This is a genomic window from Suttonella ornithocola (genome assembly GCF_001889065.1).
Classification (GTDB): domain Bacteria; phylum Pseudomonadota; class Gammaproteobacteria; order Cardiobacteriales; family Cardiobacteriaceae; genus Suttonella_A; species Suttonella_A ornithocola.
Genome location: NZ_LWHB01000012.1, coordinates 1 through 15,317 on the forward strand (window position 1 = coordinate 1; position 15,317 = coordinate 15,317).

18 protein-coding genes are annotated in these 15,317 nt (G+C 38.3%); 15 read left to right on the top strand and 3 right to left on the bottom strand.

Going from position 1 to position 15,317, the window contains the following annotated elements:
- Positions 1-213 (bottom strand): hypothetical protein (locus A5N85_RS15510; protein ID WP_211268023.1); only part of this gene is annotated, 213 nt, incomplete at its 3' end.
- Positions 214-315: 102 nt separating this feature from the next.
- On the opposite strand from A5N85_RS15510, the gene A5N85_RS00840 reads away from it, so the two are divergent.
- The 4 genes from A5N85_RS00840 to A5N85_RS00855 all read left to right on the top strand — a co-directional run bounded on the left by A5N85_RS00840 (position 316) and on the right by A5N85_RS00855 (position 4,441).
- The gene (locus A5N85_RS00840) at positions 316-1,194 is read left to right on the top strand and encodes a YiiG family protein (protein ID WP_281268181.1); all 879 of its coding nucleotides are present in this window, start codon (positions 316-318) and stop codon (positions 1,192-1,194) included.
- 77 nt (positions 1,195-1,271) lie between these two features.
- Positions 1,272-1,565: a hypothetical protein gene (locus A5N85_RS00845; protein ID WP_072575523.1), complete on the top strand. Its 294-nt coding sequence runs from the start codon at positions 1,272-1,274 to the stop codon at positions 1,563-1,565.
- A 270-nt stretch (positions 1,566-1,835) separates the two neighbouring features.
- The gene (locus tag A5N85_RS00850) at positions 1,836-3,689 is read left to right on the top strand and encodes an ABC transporter ATP-binding protein (protein WP_072575524.1); all 1,854 of its coding nucleotides are present in this window, start codon (positions 1,836-1,838) and stop codon (positions 3,687-3,689) included.
- Between the two features lie 359 nt (positions 3,690-4,048).
- The gene (locus tag A5N85_RS00855; RefSeq protein ID WP_072575525.1) at positions 4,049-4,441 is read left to right on the top strand and encodes a diacylglycerol kinase; all 393 of its coding nucleotides are present in this window, start codon (positions 4,049-4,051) and stop codon (positions 4,439-4,441) included.
- Positions 4,442-4,458: 17 nt separating this feature from the next.
- On the opposite strand, the gene A5N85_RS00860 is transcribed toward A5N85_RS00855, so the two are convergent.
- Positions 4,459-4,758 (bottom strand): Smr/MutS family protein, encoded by a 300-nt coding sequence (locus A5N85_RS00860; protein ID WP_072575526.1) that lies wholly within the window; start codon positions 4,756-4,758, stop codon positions 4,459-4,461.
- On the bottom strand, positions 4,722-4,973 hold the full coding sequence (locus A5N85_RS14940) for a hypothetical protein (protein ID WP_143143138.1): 252 nt from the start codon (positions 4,971-4,973) through the stop codon (positions 4,722-4,724). The genes A5N85_RS00860 and A5N85_RS14940 overlap by 37 nt, the downstream gene beginning before the upstream one ends.
- A gap of 87 nt (positions 4,974-5,060) precedes the next feature.
- On the opposite strand from A5N85_RS14940, the gene dapB reads away from it, so the two are divergent.
- From dapB to A5N85_RS00915, 11 genes are all read left to right on the top strand, one after another.
- A complete protein-coding gene (dapB, locus tag A5N85_RS00865; protein WP_072575527.1) occupies positions 5,061-5,849 on the top strand; it encodes a 4-hydroxy-tetrahydrodipicolinate reductase in 789 nt (262 codons plus the stop codon).
- A 67-nt stretch (positions 5,850-5,916) separates the two neighbouring features.
- Positions 5,917-6,222 (top strand): LapA family protein, encoded by a 306-nt coding sequence (locus tag A5N85_RS00870; protein ID WP_084601495.1) that lies wholly within the window; start codon positions 5,917-5,919, stop codon positions 6,220-6,222.
- Positions 6,223-6,239: 17 nt separating this feature from the next.
- Positions 6,240-7,385, top strand: coding sequence for a hypothetical protein (locus tag A5N85_RS00875; protein ID WP_072575529.1), 1,146 nt, complete (start codon positions 6,240-6,242; stop codon positions 7,383-7,385).
- Positions 7,385-8,083: an orotidine-5'-phosphate decarboxylase gene (gene pyrF / locus A5N85_RS00880; RefSeq protein ID WP_072575530.1), complete on the top strand. Its 699-nt coding sequence runs from the start codon at positions 7,385-7,387 to the stop codon at positions 8,081-8,083. The genes A5N85_RS00875 and pyrF overlap by 1 nt, the downstream gene beginning before the upstream one ends.
- 1 nt (position 8,084) lies before the next feature.
- Complete coding sequence (gene pssA / locus A5N85_RS00885; protein ID WP_072575531.1) at positions 8,085-8,825, top strand: CDP-diacylglycerol--serine O-phosphatidyltransferase; 741 nt, start codon at positions 8,085-8,087, stop codon at positions 8,823-8,825.
- Positions 8,792-9,496, top strand: a complete 705-nt coding sequence (locus A5N85_RS00890; protein ID WP_143143139.1) for a hypothetical protein — start codon at positions 8,792-8,794, stop codon at positions 9,494-9,496. The genes pssA and A5N85_RS00890 overlap by 34 nt, the downstream gene beginning before the upstream one ends.
- 14 nt (positions 9,497-9,510) lie before the next feature.
- Positions 9,511-10,188, top strand: coding sequence for a TIGR04211 family SH3 domain-containing protein (locus A5N85_RS00895; RefSeq protein WP_072575533.1), 678 nt, complete (start codon positions 9,511-9,513; stop codon positions 10,186-10,188).
- 104 nt (positions 10,189-10,292) lie between these two features.
- On the top strand, positions 10,293-11,123 hold the full coding sequence (gene lgt / locus A5N85_RS00900) for a prolipoprotein diacylglyceryl transferase (RefSeq protein WP_072575534.1): 831 nt from the start codon (positions 10,293-10,295) through the stop codon (positions 11,121-11,123).
- Positions 11,120-11,896, top strand: a complete 777-nt coding sequence (locus A5N85_RS00905; protein WP_072575535.1) for a thymidylate synthase — start codon at positions 11,120-11,122, stop codon at positions 11,894-11,896. The genes lgt and A5N85_RS00905 overlap by 4 nt, the downstream gene beginning before the upstream one ends.
- Before the next feature lie 14 nt (positions 11,897-11,910).
- Entirely contained in the window at positions 11,911-14,304 is a 2,394-nt protein-coding gene (gene mrcB, locus A5N85_RS00910; protein ID WP_072575536.1) for a penicillin-binding protein 1B, read from the top strand.
- 61 nt (positions 14,305-14,365) lie between these two features.
- Positions 14,366-15,316 carry a tetratricopeptide repeat protein gene (locus tag A5N85_RS00915; RefSeq protein WP_072575537.1) on the top strand — a complete coding sequence of 317 codons (951 nt, stop codon included), beginning with the start codon at positions 14,366-14,368 and terminating at the stop codon, positions 15,314-15,316.
- Position 15,317: the final 1 nt, after the last annotated feature.

Here is a 15,317-nt window from a genome sequence, read left to right on the forward strand (position 1 = left end):
GTTYTGTTGTTGATTTTGTTTTGTTTTGTTTTGTTTTGTTTTGTTTTGTTTTGTTTTGTTTTGTTTTGTTTTGTTTTGTTTTGTTTTGTTTTGTTTTGTTTTGTTTTGTTTTGTTTTGTTTTGTTTTGTTTTGTTTTGTTTTGTTTTGTTGTATGCATAGTTGGGGGATTGGGATATAGCGATAATTTTTTTATAAATTATGAGTATTTTCATTGGTTAAAATCTCTGTATAATATTTTCGTATGTTAAATTTAAACTTTACGAACTATATGGCAAAAAGATTACTATCTGTGGCTTTAGGACTAACTTCTGCTTATTTATTTAGGACAGCAAGCGCTTGCTGAAACTAGCGATAATTTAGCGGAAAAAATGAATACTTATATTGATTGTTATAATGATGCGGATGAACGTGCAATCAGTAGTATTCATCGTTATGAAAGTTGGGTTAAAGACAAGCAAAAGAGTCCTACTGGTAAAGAAAAAAATATTTATGGCTTATATAGCTTAAATGGTGTAGAAGCTTGTAAAGAGAATATGCCTCAAGCGATTGCTGCCGAACCTAAGAATGAAGCGTTAGATACAGCAGCGCAAAAATATTTAGATGCGTTATTAGCATTAGATGAAAAAGTGCAAGAAGCAGATAAATATTATAGTCGTGAGAATTACAAAGACGACAATTTTGCCAAAGGAAAAGAAATTCATCCCGGTCTAGTGAAGGCAATGGATGACTTTGAAGTGGCAAGTGAAAATCTTTCTGGTGAGCTTGATAACATCAATGATAAAAGCCAACGTGAATTATTAGAAAAACTCAAAGCAGAAGATCCAAAAAGTACAGAATATGCAACGCTTTTAATGGTGGTTACTGCAAAAGATTTGACAAATTCAATGACGAACGATGAGTTTGATATTGATAACGCCACTAAAGAAATTAGCACTTTTGAGGATGCAAATGATATTTTGCTGAATTACCTTAAAGAGCATCCTAATGAGGAAGTTGATTTTATTAGGGTAAACCAAGCAGCAGAAAACTTTATTGTTGCAGCGAAAGAGCGTATGCGTCGTGTCAGAGATAAAACGCCTTATAGTAAAGGTGAGCAAACCCAGTTAAATCCGCAAAGTGGTTGGATGGTTTCTGGCAGTCCTTATAAACTACTTCGTGCTTTTAATCAGTTGATTGATGCATTTAATGGCTAAAATCTTTTTCTAAGAATAAAGAATGTCTTTAAGAAATTATTTATTCTTATTTTTTATCTAAAACAAAAGGAAATGAAATGAAAAAATTATTAATCGCTTCTTTAGCAATGACTGCTTTTGCTGCTCATGCAGATGACTATCCTGCAGCTTGTGCTGAGTTAGAGGATTTATCTGCTCAAGCAGCTGAAATTATGCCAGAAATGAAAGCGCAATTTGAAGCAGTTGGTGATGAAGCTACTCGTAAGAAAATGGCTCGTGAAGCTTATGAAAAAATGTCAGATACTGAAAAGGAACAAGCTAAAAAAGGTTGTGAAGCGGCTGTGCCACAAGTGAAACAAATTATTGAAATGGCGAAAGCACAGCAAAAATAATTCTTTATTTTTGCTAAGAGTATTTTTGATTTAACTCAAGTACTCTTAATCTAGATGCTATCTTTGAGATAGCATCTTTTTTTTTTTTGAAAAATTAGTATTAGGACTTTTATTTCTGGATAAGAAATAGTCTAATCAAATAAGATTTAGGGTATTCTTTAATACTTTGAGCTTTCTTATAATGAAAGCGCAATTTTATGTTTATCTGCCAAATAATTATTAAGCTATAGCAGAAAGAGAAAAGTCTAAATAGACAAAGGGTTTTAAAATATGTTGAATTTTTTTGAACGCTGGACCAATCCATTTCCTGATAATTCTCTCGATTCTCCACCCAAAAAGTTATTAGCTTTTTGTCGATTTTATGCGAAAGGTTTTTGGCTACCAGTGATTTCGGTAGCTGTATTTAGTTTGTTGTTAGCCATTATGGAAGTGTCTTTATTTGCTTTTATGGGGCGCATTGTAGATTGGCTAGGCAATTCACATCCAGAAACTTTTTTACAAGATGAACAATGGCGATTATGGTCAATGGCCTTTGTTTTGGTTATCGCTTTACCAGTTGTCAATACATTATCGTCTTTAGTCCGACATCAATCTTTGATGGGTAATTTTCCAATGGCAGTGCGTTGGCGAATGCATCGTCATCTTTTAGATCAAAGTATGAGTTTCTATCAAGATGAGTTTGCTGGACGAATTTCAACTAAGGTGATGCAAACAGCATTAGCTATTAGAGAGTTGATTTTAAAAACAATGGATGTCATGGTTTATGTGGCAGTGTATTTTTTATCGATGTTTGTATTGCTGGCAAGCTTGCATTGGGCATTGTTAATTCCAATCGGTTTATGGTTTATTGGCTATATTTTTCTACAACGCTGTTTTGTCCCTCGTTTAAAGCAAGTGTCTCAAGAGCAAGCACATGCGCGCTCAACGATGACTGGGCGAATTACAGACGCTTATACTAATATTTCAACAGTCAAGCTTTTTGCGCATACACATAGGGAAAGTGAGTATGCAAGAGATTCTATGAATGGTTTTATGCAAACGGTTTATCGGCAATTTCGGTTAGTAACAGGGCTTGATGTCCTTATGGGGCTAATGAATTATCTTTTAATTTTCTTTGTTGCAGCGACAGGGATTGGCTTGTGGATAGAATGCGTTCTTGGTGCAGGTGCGATTGCAGTTGCGGTAAGTTTGGCATTAAGAATGAATGGTATGTCGCATTGGGTTATGTGGGAAATTAGCGGACTTTTTGAGCAGATTGGCACGATTACTGATGGGATGAATATGTTGGCACTACCAAAAACAGTGATGGATGCGGTAGATGCTAAGCCATTGGTCTTAACAGCAGGTGATATTCGATTTGAGCATGTGAGTTTTAGTTATCGACGAATGGCAAAGGATGGAGAGGCGCATTTGTCGGTGATTAAGGATTTGAATTTACATATTCGAGCAGGTGAAAAAATAGGTTTGGTTGGAAGAAGTGGCGCAGGAAAATCCACTTTGGTTAATGCGCTATTACGTTTTTATGATGTTCAATCGGGAAAAATTTTGATTGATGATCAAGATATTGCACAGGTTACGCAGGAAAGTTTACGTTCGCATATTGCAATGGTAACCCAAGATACATCTTTATTACATCGCTCTGTTCGCGAGAATATTTTGTATGGAAAACCAGATGCGACAGAGGCAGAGCTAGTAAGAGCCATTGCACAAGCTGAAGCAGCGGAATTTATTGCGACGCTTTCTGATCCGCAAGGAAATACTGGTCTGTCAGCGCAGGTAGGGGAAAGAGGCGTGAAATTATCAGGCGGGCAACGCCAACGAATCGCGATTGCAAGGGTATTGTTAAAAGATGCGCCAATTTTAATTTTAGATGAAGCAACTTCTGCATTAGATTCGGAAGTAGAAGCAGCTATTCAGGAAAGTTTAAATCAATTGATGGAGGGTAAAACGGTGATTGCGATTGCACATCGTCTTTCAACGATTGCTCAAATGGATAGATTGATTGTTTTGGAAGCGGGACAGATTATTGAGCAAGGTAGTCATGATGAGTTATTAGCTCAAAATGGGATGTATGCACGGTTATGGTCACGGCAAACGGGTGGGTATTTAGGAGATGATGAGTAAAGTTTTTTGATATTTTGAGTTTATATCTAAATTATTATAAAAAACGGTACATTCTATACACGTTATTTGGTCATTCTTTAATGATTTGAGACCTTTGCAAAATTCCGTTTTATACTAATTTTTGCTACTAGTAGAAAAGTTAACACTATGATTTTAATATATTTTCAAAACTTAAAAAATTGAAATTTCTCTATTTTATGTTTTTTTGCAAAGGTCTCAATTTAATAATATCTCTCATAAGTGGCTATTTCTATATACATACTAAGAAGTTTTGAAAATTATTTTGTTGAGGTTTAGTGTGCGCAGGCCGCTGACGGTCTTTAATGGCATTATATGAATTTTTAAGTGAGTTAAGCAGAATGAAAAGCAGCAGTGAATTAGAGAAGTATGCACAGAAAATGAAAGGGAAAAAGGGGTTATATAGAATTCGTAATGCTTATTTTTATTCCATAGATGGACTTAAAGCGGCTTGTAGTGAATCTGGGTTTCGTCAATTATTGGTATTGCACAGTATTTTATGTTTAGTGGCGGTTTTATTTATTCCTAATATCGCCGTTAAAATGTTACTGATTTTTGCTTCTTTTTTTTCATTGATTGTAGAGTTAATCAATACGGCAGTCGAGGCGGCAGTTGATCATACGTCTTTAGAGAAACATCCTTTAGCGAAACGTGCTAAAGATGTTGTATCCGCCGCACAGTTTATCAGTTTAGGATTATGTGCTTTGCTTTGGCTCATTGCGTTGATAGGTTAAGAAATTTATTTTAGAGATTAATGTTTTTCTCTGGGTCTTAGACGAACCAATACGGCCCCACTTTCTCCTCGGCTATCTTGGATAGAAACCAAAGCAGAAATTGCTGAATGAATGCGCAAGTGCTCAATAATAAAGACTTTTAGAGGAGAAATGGTTTCGTTTTGTGTATTTCGTCCTTTGCCATGAATAATTTGCCAATAAATTGGGCGGCGGTTGCGTCGTTCTATTAGGGCATCATCTAAGACACGTAAGGCTTCATCGACAAAGTAACCATGAAAATCTAAAATTCTATCGATGAAAACGCGTCCAGATTGCATGGCATTCCATTCATGAGGCGAGAGAAAATCGTAACACTCAGCAATTTGGGATGAATAAGTTCGTGTTGCAAGGCGAATATTTTGAGCTCAATTCGGCGTTTTTGTCGGATTTTGGGTTGTCGTCCAAAGTCTTTAACGGTTTTTGATGGCTTGATTGGTTCGATTTTGCCAATAAGCGCCGCAAAACTATTAGGTTGATCATCAGAGTGAGACATTGAACATGCTTTTTTCGTGGAAAACGGTATGATACCGTTTATAGTAGGATATGTTGAGTTGTAATTGGGTAGATAAGGAGTTAAAAAGTGAAAATCGCTATTCACGGTGTTAACGGGAAAATGGGGCAGGAAATTGCTAAAGCTGCTTTGGCAGATGAGGATGTTGAGTTAACAGCAGTATCCGTGCGTAGTAGCCATGAATGGTATAACAAGCCATTAGATAAGATTTCTGATATTCCCTCTTCTTTAAAGCCGACAGCAAATTTAGAAATTTTGTGTCAAAAATCAGAGGTGATTATTGATTTTACTCGTCCTGATGCCACATTGGCACTTCTCCCTTTGTGTCAGCGATATGATCGCCCTTTGATGATTGGAACAACGGGATTTAATAATGATACAAGACAGTGGATAGAAAAAGCGGCAAAACATATCCCGATTGTGTTAGCAGCAAATACGAGTTTGGGAGTCAATGTTTTAATTGAAGTGACTAGGCGTGTAGCAGAGGTTTTGCCAGCCAAAGATTGGGATGTAGAAATTTTTGAAAGTCATCATCGTAGAAAGATTGACTCGCCTTCAGGAACAGCGTTACGGCTTGGGGAAGCGGTTGCACAAGGGCGAAAAATTGATTTTGCACAGCATAAATCTTATCCCCATGATACTGCCAGAAAAGAAGGAGAGATTGGCTTTTCTGTGTTGCGCGGTGGCGATATTTGTGGTGAGCATACGGTATATTTCATTAATGATCATGAAAGACTAGAGCTAACACATCGCGCTCAAGATAGGACTATTTTTGCAAGAGGTGCTTTGGTAGCAGCAAAATGGTTGAAGGGACGTGAGCCAGGCTTATATTCAATGAGCGATGTTTTGGGCTTTTAGGAATGCGTTTAAATGCTTGGCATTTATCGGTATGATAATAGACTTTAGGCCGGTTTATAAGGAGTAGATGATGAAACGATGGGGTTTATATATAGTAGTTATTCTATTAGGCATATTATTTGCTGTTTTGGGATTATTTAATAGTACAAAAGTAAATTTTGATTATGTTGTTGCGCAAAAAGAAATTCCTCTGATTTTTGTTATGCTAATTTCATTTGTTTTTGGCGCATTGCTAACTTTATTAGTGTTTGGTATTAAAACTCTCTATTGGCGTAGCCGTGCTTTAGCTTTAGAAAAACAGCTTGTAGCAGAATATGATAAATTTGAAGAATCTGAGTTGCGTCGTGAATTTGAGAATAGCAGAAAAGTTTAATTTTTGCTTAAATCAAAATGAGTGAGTGGTTAGTTATTTTTTTACTCCCACTGGCAGCATGGTCTGGCTGGTGGATTGGTATGCGTAAAGAGGCGCGGGATTTGCGTTTATCAAAATCTCGTACGGCTTATTTTGAAGGGTTAAGTTTTTTATTAAATGATCAAACGGATAAAGCGATAGATGTATTTCTTTCTATGGCAGAAATTGATCGTCAGACATTTGATAACCAGCTAACGCTAGGTGCGCTTTTTCGTAAGCGTGGAGAGTTAGATAGGGCACTTCATTTACATCGCCAGTTGGCAGATTTACCGGCCTTAGAGCAGAATCAGCTTTTTGCAGTTGAGTATGAGCTAGCAGAAGATTATTTAGCGTCAGGTATGTTTCGTCAGGCGCAAGAGTTGCTTGAACCATTAGCAGATAAAAACTTTCGTTCGCAAGAGGTTTATATCGCTTTATGGCGGATTTATGAGCGAACCGCACAATGGCAGAAAGCAATAGAAATTAGTGAGCTATGGCAAAATTCAGGCTATGGTAATCGTCGATCACAAATTGCACATTATTATTGTGAGTTGGCTGAAAAATATTTTTTAAAAAAATGTCTTACGAAGGCAAATGAATATTTGAAGTTGGCATTGGAAAGTGACTCTCGTTGTGGAAGAGCGTATTGGATGCAAGCGCAAATTGCTGTCCAAAATGCCAACTGGGTATCTGCTATTTATCATTATCATTCTATTGCAGAACAAGCAGATGATTTTGTTCCCGATATTTTGCCAGCTATGTTTGAGGCTTATCATGCTATTGCTAGAGACGATGAGTATTTGAGTTGGTTAAAAGACAAAGAAGCTTCGCTAAAACAAACTCGTTTAACTTTAGCTGTTGCGCAATATCTTGCCACCTTCGATGTGTCAAAAGCTTTTGCGCTAATAAAATCGCGTTTAGAAGGGCAACATCAACCTTTGTTATTATCGGCTTTTCTTCATTATCATCCAGATGCCTCAGCTAAAGCACTTGGGGAGTTATTGGGACGCAGTATCGAACCTAAAACGGTTTATCAATGTAATGAATGCGGATTTCGTCAGCAAAGAATAGTATGGCATTGTCCTGCTTGTCATGCATGGAGCAGTTTTAGACCTTTAATTGAGCTTAAATTGGAGCAGCGTTAATGCCAAATTCTCCCATTATTGTCGCAGTAGATACGGCTAATTTATCTGAAGCGATTGCGTTAGCCGAACAGCTTTCACCAAATCAATGTCGTTTGAAAATCGGTAAAGCAATGTTTACGCGCTCTGGTATTGCTGTGATTGAAGCACTTCATCAAAGAGGTTTTGAAGTTTTTTTAGATTTGAAATATCACGATATTCCCAATACAGTAGCAGATGCGGTTAGTGCGGCAGCAGATTTAGGGGTTTGGATGGTGAATGTTCATGCTTCCGGTGGGCAGAAAATGTTGGCTACAGCTGCCGAACGATTAGCCCAGTATCATCATCGACCATTACTTATTGCAGTAACGGTTTTAACCAGTTTGTCTGAAATAGAGTTAGCTGTTATTGGAATTCGTGATCATTTAGATGAGCAGGTCAACCGTTTAGCGCGTTTATCTTATGATTGTGGGTTAGATGGTGTCGTTTGCTCTGCTCACGAAGCTTCTGCAATTAAGGAGAGAACTGCTCAATCGTTTTTAACGGTAACGCCTGGTATTCGGCCAGAAGGAACAGCAGTTAATGATCAATCTCGTATTATGACACCAAAGCAAGCGCTAGCAGCAGGTAGCGATTATTTGGTTATTGGTCGCCCAATTACAGCCTCATCTTCACCTGCTAATATATTATTGAAAATTTATCAATCTATTACAGGAGAATAATATGACAAGCCCTAGTCGCGGCGTATATATTCTGCCAAATTTAGTAACAACAGCAGCAATGTTTTGTGGCTTTTATGCCATTTTAGCTTCTGCTGATGGAAGATTTGCTTTTGCAGCAGCTTTAATTTTTGTGGCGATGATTTTTGATGGTCTTGATGGACGAGTGGCAAGGCTAACAGGTACACAAAGTGATTTTGGTGTGCAATATGATTCGTTATCCGATTTGGTTTCTTTTGGCGTTGCGCCTGCCATGGTGATGTATCAATGGTCTTTGCATTTAATTGCAGAAGAACCGATGGTACCTAGTCGACTAGGATGGATGGCCGCTTTTATTTATGCTGTTTGCGCAGCTTTACGGTTAGCGCGCTTTAATACACAAGTAAATGTTGTTGATAAGGCTTTTTTTGTAGGATTACCTAGTCCAGCTTCAGCAGGCGTCGTTGCGGGATTTGTTTGGGTGGGGACGCATTATGATTGGTCGCCTAAAGCAGTAACACTTGTAGCGACGGGTTTGTTAATTCTTTGTGGATTAGCAATGGTAACAAATATTAAGTATTTTAGTGGTAAGTCATTAAAAATAGAAGGAAGAATTCCTTTTACTTATGCTGTTATTCCTGCAATTATTCTAGCATTAGTTTTTTTAGAGCCGGCTCCGATGTTATTTGGTTTGTTTGTTGTTTATGCCTTACATGGTCCTGTGTGGATGATATGGCGATGGTACAAAAAACGTCGTCCTCGTTAGAACCAACGCCAAAGCTTAGGCGGACTTGGCAGTTATTAGGGTATCGACGTTATTTACCTAGAGCGCAGTTTCTTACTCAGCAATCAACAACTAGACAGATAGTATCCGATAGTCCTACTGAGCATTCGACGTGCTTGGTTCAAAAAGCGGATAATTTGTCTTCTTTGTCTGATCAACAGTTATTAACCGATAATAAATCTTTATCCATAGGCTATACAATAGGCGACTTACAGGTTTTTGACGCTAAGACTTTTACGGCTATTTATGCCAAAAATACTTCGCTAGCTTGGCTATTTCCCCCACTGTGGTATCGAAACCCTCATTTTCATTTATTTGCAGCAGTTGCTGAAGAAGAATTATTTTTGAATGCTTTGCAATCTGTTAATTTGGTAAAAATAGCTGAAGATTTTAAACAAGTATTTAGTCATTCGTTTGAGCAAGCGCCACGTTATGCCGTTTCTAAAGAAATGTCTTTTGTTAAGCGGCTTTCAGAACGTCAATGGATAAGTGTTGGTTCAGACAATGTGGTAAAGCAGCTAATAGAATATGGTTATAGGTTTTCTATACAGCCTTTAAAGCTAACTCACCCTGCCTTGCTCTTAGACAATCCTCTGGAAAAAAAAACATTATGGATAGAATTATTAGCCTTAGCGCAACGAGAGAATATTTAAAGAGAGAATGTTTTATGAAAAGATTGATGATTTCGCTGATTGGCTTGTTAGGTTTTTGTTTGTCTATATCAAGTTATGCCGCTGAGCAAGCTTGGATTAGCGATGCATTGCAAACTTCTGTAAGCGATGCGCCAGAAGTTAATGGGAAGTATATCGGTTCATTAAAAGCAGGCGTACCTATTACGGTTTTAGGCAAAAGTAAAGATGGCCGATATATGCATATTAAAACGGAGCACTTAGAAGGCTGGGTTTGGGCAAAAAATATTATGTATAGTCCCAGTATTCAAATCCGCTTTAATGAACAAAATACGCAGCTTAATCAGCTACAAAGTCAAAATACAGTATTAGCAAATGATAAAGAAAATCATACTGCAATGATTTCAACACTTCAAAATCGTCTAGCAGTGGCAGAAGAAAATGCCACCAGAAGTCGAGCTGAATTAGTCGCATTGCAAAGAGCATCCGCAAATGTGGTTGCTATTGATGCACGTAATCGCGAGTTGCAGAGTCAAGTAGTGACACTTGAGCAAGAAAATTTAAATTTAAGACATAGTAACAAGCGATTAGAGGAAGATAAGTCTCAAAAGCAAATGACTATAGGTGGACTATTAGTTGTTGCAGGATTCTTATTAAATGGGCTTTTAGGAATGATGCGCACTCATAGACGTAGAGACAGTTTTAACGACTTATAGTTAAAAAGCCAGTAGAAGGGTATATGACTATTCAGGTAGAAACTCACGAGAGGATATAGCTTGTGCTATGATTGCGTCGTTTTTTTCAATGTTAGGTAACGGTAATGGCATTACACCATCCGCAATTTGATCCGGTTATTTTTTCAATAGGTCCTGTTAGCGCCACTTGGTATGGGCTAATGTATGTAATTGGTTTTCTATTAGGTTATTGGCTAGGGCTTTATCAAGCAAAAACCCGTCCCGGGCTTGGCTGGAATGCAGAACAAGTTGGTGATTTGCTGACATGGTTGATGATTGGCACCATTGTTGGGGGGCGATTAGGTTATGTTTTGTTTTATATTATCGGTGCAGATGGTTTAGCGCCAATTATTGCAGATCCGTTGCTGCCTTTTAAAATTACAGATGGTGGAATGTCGTTCCATGGTGGATTGATAGGCGTAACGTTAGCTTGCATCGGCTATGCTTATTGCTATCATCGCCACACTTTAGATATCGGGGATTTTATTGCGCCGTTAGTACCATTTGGTTTATTTTTTGGTCGAATGGGTAATTTTATCAATGGGGAATTATGGGGCAGACCAACAGATTTACCTTGGGGAATGATTTTTACAACCGCGCCTGACCGTCTTCCTCGACATCCTTCGCAATTATATGAAGCGTTTTGGGAGGGGATTGTGCTGCTGATTTTGCTAAATTGGTATGCCCGTAAACCTAGACCACGCGGTAGAGTGACAGGACTTTTTTTAGTGGGATATGCATTAGGTCGTTTCTTGGTAGAATTTGTCCGCGAGAAGGACGCACAAATGAGTTATTATCTTTTCCATATGACAATGGGGCAGATGTTAACTATTCCTATGGCAGCCATTGGAATATGGCTTTTGGTTCGTCCAGTAAAAGCCGCGTCACTTCCCTTTGTTAATAAGGCATCGGTATGAAAGTTTATCAAGATTTACTCAATCATATTTTAATGCATGGTAGTCAAAAAACAGATCGAACAGGCACAGGAACGTTATCAATTTTTGGTTATCAAATGCGGTTTGATTTGAATCAAGGATTTCCTTTATTGACAACCAAAAAAGTTCATTTCAAGTCAGTGGTACATGAACTATTATGGTTTTTAAAAGGGGATACAAATATTGCTTATCTTAAAGAAAACGGCGTGTCTATTTGGGATGAATGGGCAGATGAGTCAGGCAATCTAGGACCTATTTATGGTAAGCAATGGCGGGATTTTGGCGGCGTTGATCAAATTACAGAAGTTTTACAGATGTTAAAAACGCAGCCAGATTCTCGCCGAATGTTGGTATCTGCTTGGAACGTTCCTGAATTAGGGCGTATGGCGTTGATGCCTTGCCATGTATTGTTTCAATTTTATGTTGCAGATAATCGTCTTTCTTGTCAGCTTTATCAGCGTTCCGCAGATGTTTTTTTAGGTGTTCCATTTAATATTGCTAGTTATGCTTTATTGACGATAATGATGGCGCAGCAGGCAGAACTTGAGTTAGGAGATTTTGTTTGGACAGGTGGAGATGTGCATTTATATCTAAATCATTTAGACCAAGCAAAAACGCAATTATCAAGAGAGCCTTATCCGTTACCAACATTAAAATTAAGTAAAGCATCGAACATTGACAAATATCGTTTTGAAGATATTCAGTTAGAAAATTACCACAGCCATTCAGCAATTAAAGCGCCTGTTGCGGTCTAAGAAAAGGAAAAATCGTGTTAAAAATTCTACGAAATTTGTTTTATGTTGGCGTGGTATTATTTATTTTCGGTATTATCATTGCTTGGACGTATGCAAAGAAATTAGAGCATGATTATCATTTGGACGATCAAGATTTGGGTGGGGCTTTATGGTCAATGCCAGCTCGAGTTTACGCCCGACCATTAGAGCTATATGTAGGCGCGCCGATAAGCTTAGAGCAATTGGTTCGAGAGTTGAAATTACTGGAATATCAGAGAACAAGCAATGTTATTAAACCGGAGCAATATAGTGTTAGTGAAAATAGTGTTATTTACTACGCGCCTGAATTTCATTTTTGGGATCAAACTCGTCATGCCCGCCGGATGCAGATTCAATTTGATAGTGATAAGATTTCTGCCGTTGATGATTTAACCAGTTTAGAGTCAGTCGCTTTAGAAAGGCTGAATCCGCTTAGAATTGCAAGTATCTATCCTCAACATAGAGAAGATAGAATTCTGGTTAAACTCAGCGAAGTGCCAGAAGTGCTAATTGATACTATTTTAGTCACAGAGGATAGAAATTTTTGGAAACATCCGGGTATAGACCCTAAAGGGCTTATTCGCTCTATTTATGTGACTTTTGTTAAAAAACAAGATCAACAAGGTGGTTCGACCTTAACACAGCAATTTATTAAAAATCATTATTTGACCAACGAGCGTAAAATTTCTCGTAAAGTTAAAGAAATGCTCATGGCATTGGTATTAGAGCGTCATGCAACTAAAAAGCAAATTTTAGAAGGTTATCTCAATGAAATTTATTTGGGACAAGATGGACAGCGGGCTATTCATGGTTTTGGTCTGGCCAGTGAGTATTATTTTAATAAAAAGCTAAATGAATTAAATCTTCATCAAATTGCTTTGTTAGTGGCTTTAGTGCGAGAGCCGGGTAATGCTGATCCAAGAGCGCATCCAGAATATGCAATTCGCCGAAGAAATTTAATTTTATCGGTAATGGCGCAACAAGGTTTGATTAGTCATGAAGATGAAAAATTGGCGACAGCCCTTCCGCTAGATGTTGTACCAAAAGAAAAAACACGAGATAGAATCCGCTTCCCAGCGTTTGTGGATTTGGTGTATCAACAGCTTTACCAAAACTATAACAAAGAGGACTTAACGAAGCAGGGATTAAATATCTTTACCACTTTAAATCCTCAAGTCCAAGAAGATATGCAAAATACTTTATCAGACACTTTGCCAAAATTAGAGCGTAGCAAGGGATTGAGAAGTAAGTTCTTACAAGGAGCTGCGGTCATTGTGGATTCTCAAACGGCGGAAGTGGTTTCTGTTGTTGGCTCAAGAGTGGCTGGAGAACAGGGCTTTAATAGAGCGCTATCTGCGAAGCGGCAAATCGGCTCTTTAGTGAAACCAATGGTATATTTGAGCGCTTTGGAATATCCAACACGTTATTCGCTTTCGACTTTATTAGATGATAGCCCGCTAAATTATTCACGAGGTGGAGAAAAATGGTCACCTAAGAATTATGACCGTCGTAATCATGGGCAAGTGATGCTGATAGATTCACTGGTTAAATCTTATAATATTCCAACGGTGAGAATTGCGCTGGATTTAGGATTAAATGATATTGTAGGAACGTTAAAACGTTTGGGCGCAAGAGATAATATTCGTCCCTATCCTTCATTGGCACTAGGCGCAGTACAGATGACGCCTTTGGAAGTCGCGCAGATTTATGAAACTTTCGCATCTGGTGGTTATTATCAGCCTTTGCGCTCAATCCGTGAAATTACTACACCAGATGGTAAAGTGGTTCATCGGTTTGAAATGAAAAGTATTCGTGCCATTGAGCCAACCCCTTACTATTTAATTATGACGGCAATGCAAGAAATTCCTCGCCGAGGAACAGCAGCTTCTATTTATAAAAGCTTTGATAAGAAATATAATTTTGCAGGAAAAACAGGAACGACTGATGATTATCGAGATAGCTGGTTTGCAGGATTCGCTGGCAATTATCTAACGGTTGCTTGGGTAGGTAATGATCAAAACCGTTCTACTAAGCTTTCTGGTGGAACTGGCGGTTTACCTTTATGGGTTGCTTTAATGAAAAAGCTCTCTTTAGAACCTTTAGTGGTTAAGCAACCTGACGGCATCGTAAATGCTAAAATTAACCGTAATAATGGATTAGTTGCGGGTAGTGGTTGTGGTAATACGCTTAATTTGCCTTTTATTGCTGGTTATCAACCAAGTTTTGGTGGAAATTGCGCAGCACCTAGACCAGTCACGCCACAATATGATGATATTTATGACAGTGGTTTTGGTGGCTTTAGTGCGCCAAGAGTTGATATGACGCCACCAAGAGTAGACAATCCGCCACCGGTTAGCAGCGGTGATCCAAGCGGTTGGTTTAACAATTAACATTTTTTAGATTAAAATTGTGCTTTTATCTCACTCAAAAATAGAATTTAAGGTGGAAAATATGAAAATCTCCCGGTTGACACTTGTTGTGGCTATTGCGCTTTTAACCGGCTGTAGCAATATGATGTATGGTGGTGGAATAGCACCAGTAGCGAATCAAAACACTTATTATGGACATCAGCAAGCTCAGCAGATGCCAAACTATCAGCCACCTGTTACACAAGCACTGCCTACTTCAACAGTTGTAAATCAGCAACCTGCTCAGACGGCTGTTTATCGCGTTCCAACACCGCCGTATTCGGTGAGAAATTCGGCAGAAAATTATGGCGGAGGCATTCAAGAAAGTAGTTCATCGCCTTATGCGACCACGCCTGTTAGACCAACAGCTGTGCAAAATAATACAGCAAATGTAGATGACGGTTGGTCGGTTCGCCCGAATAATACTCGTAATGAAGCTCCGCCCAGTGTAACGGATACGCCTAAAGTTGCAGAAGAGACTTCAACAAATAATACAACGCTTTCAGAAAGTCGTTCAGATGCGCGTCCAGTTCGTCCAGTTCAACAAGAGGTTGTTAAGCAATCGGTGAGTGATGAAGTTAGTGCACCAGCATCTGAAAATAGAACAAATAATAATTCTCAAGAGAGTGATACAAAAGTTGCAAAAGCAACAAACCCGCCTGCGCAAAATAAGTCTGGCGGAACAGCAGTTAGTAGCTTACTGAAACAAGCAAATGCTGAGCTAGGAAAAGGCAATTTAGATGGTGCTGTAAGCTATTTGGAAAATGCGCATCGTATTGACAGTAAAAATGCAAAAATTCTCTATGACATTGCCAATATCCGTTATCATCAAGGGCGTTATCGTGATGCGGAAAATATGGCAGTAAAATCTATTAGAGAGGGGGGCAGTAATGCAATGATGAAAAAAAGTTGGTCATTAATTGCTAATGCGCGTAAAGCATTAGGCGATAATCAAGGCGCAATTTTAGCTGCTGAAAAAGCAGCCTCTTATTAAG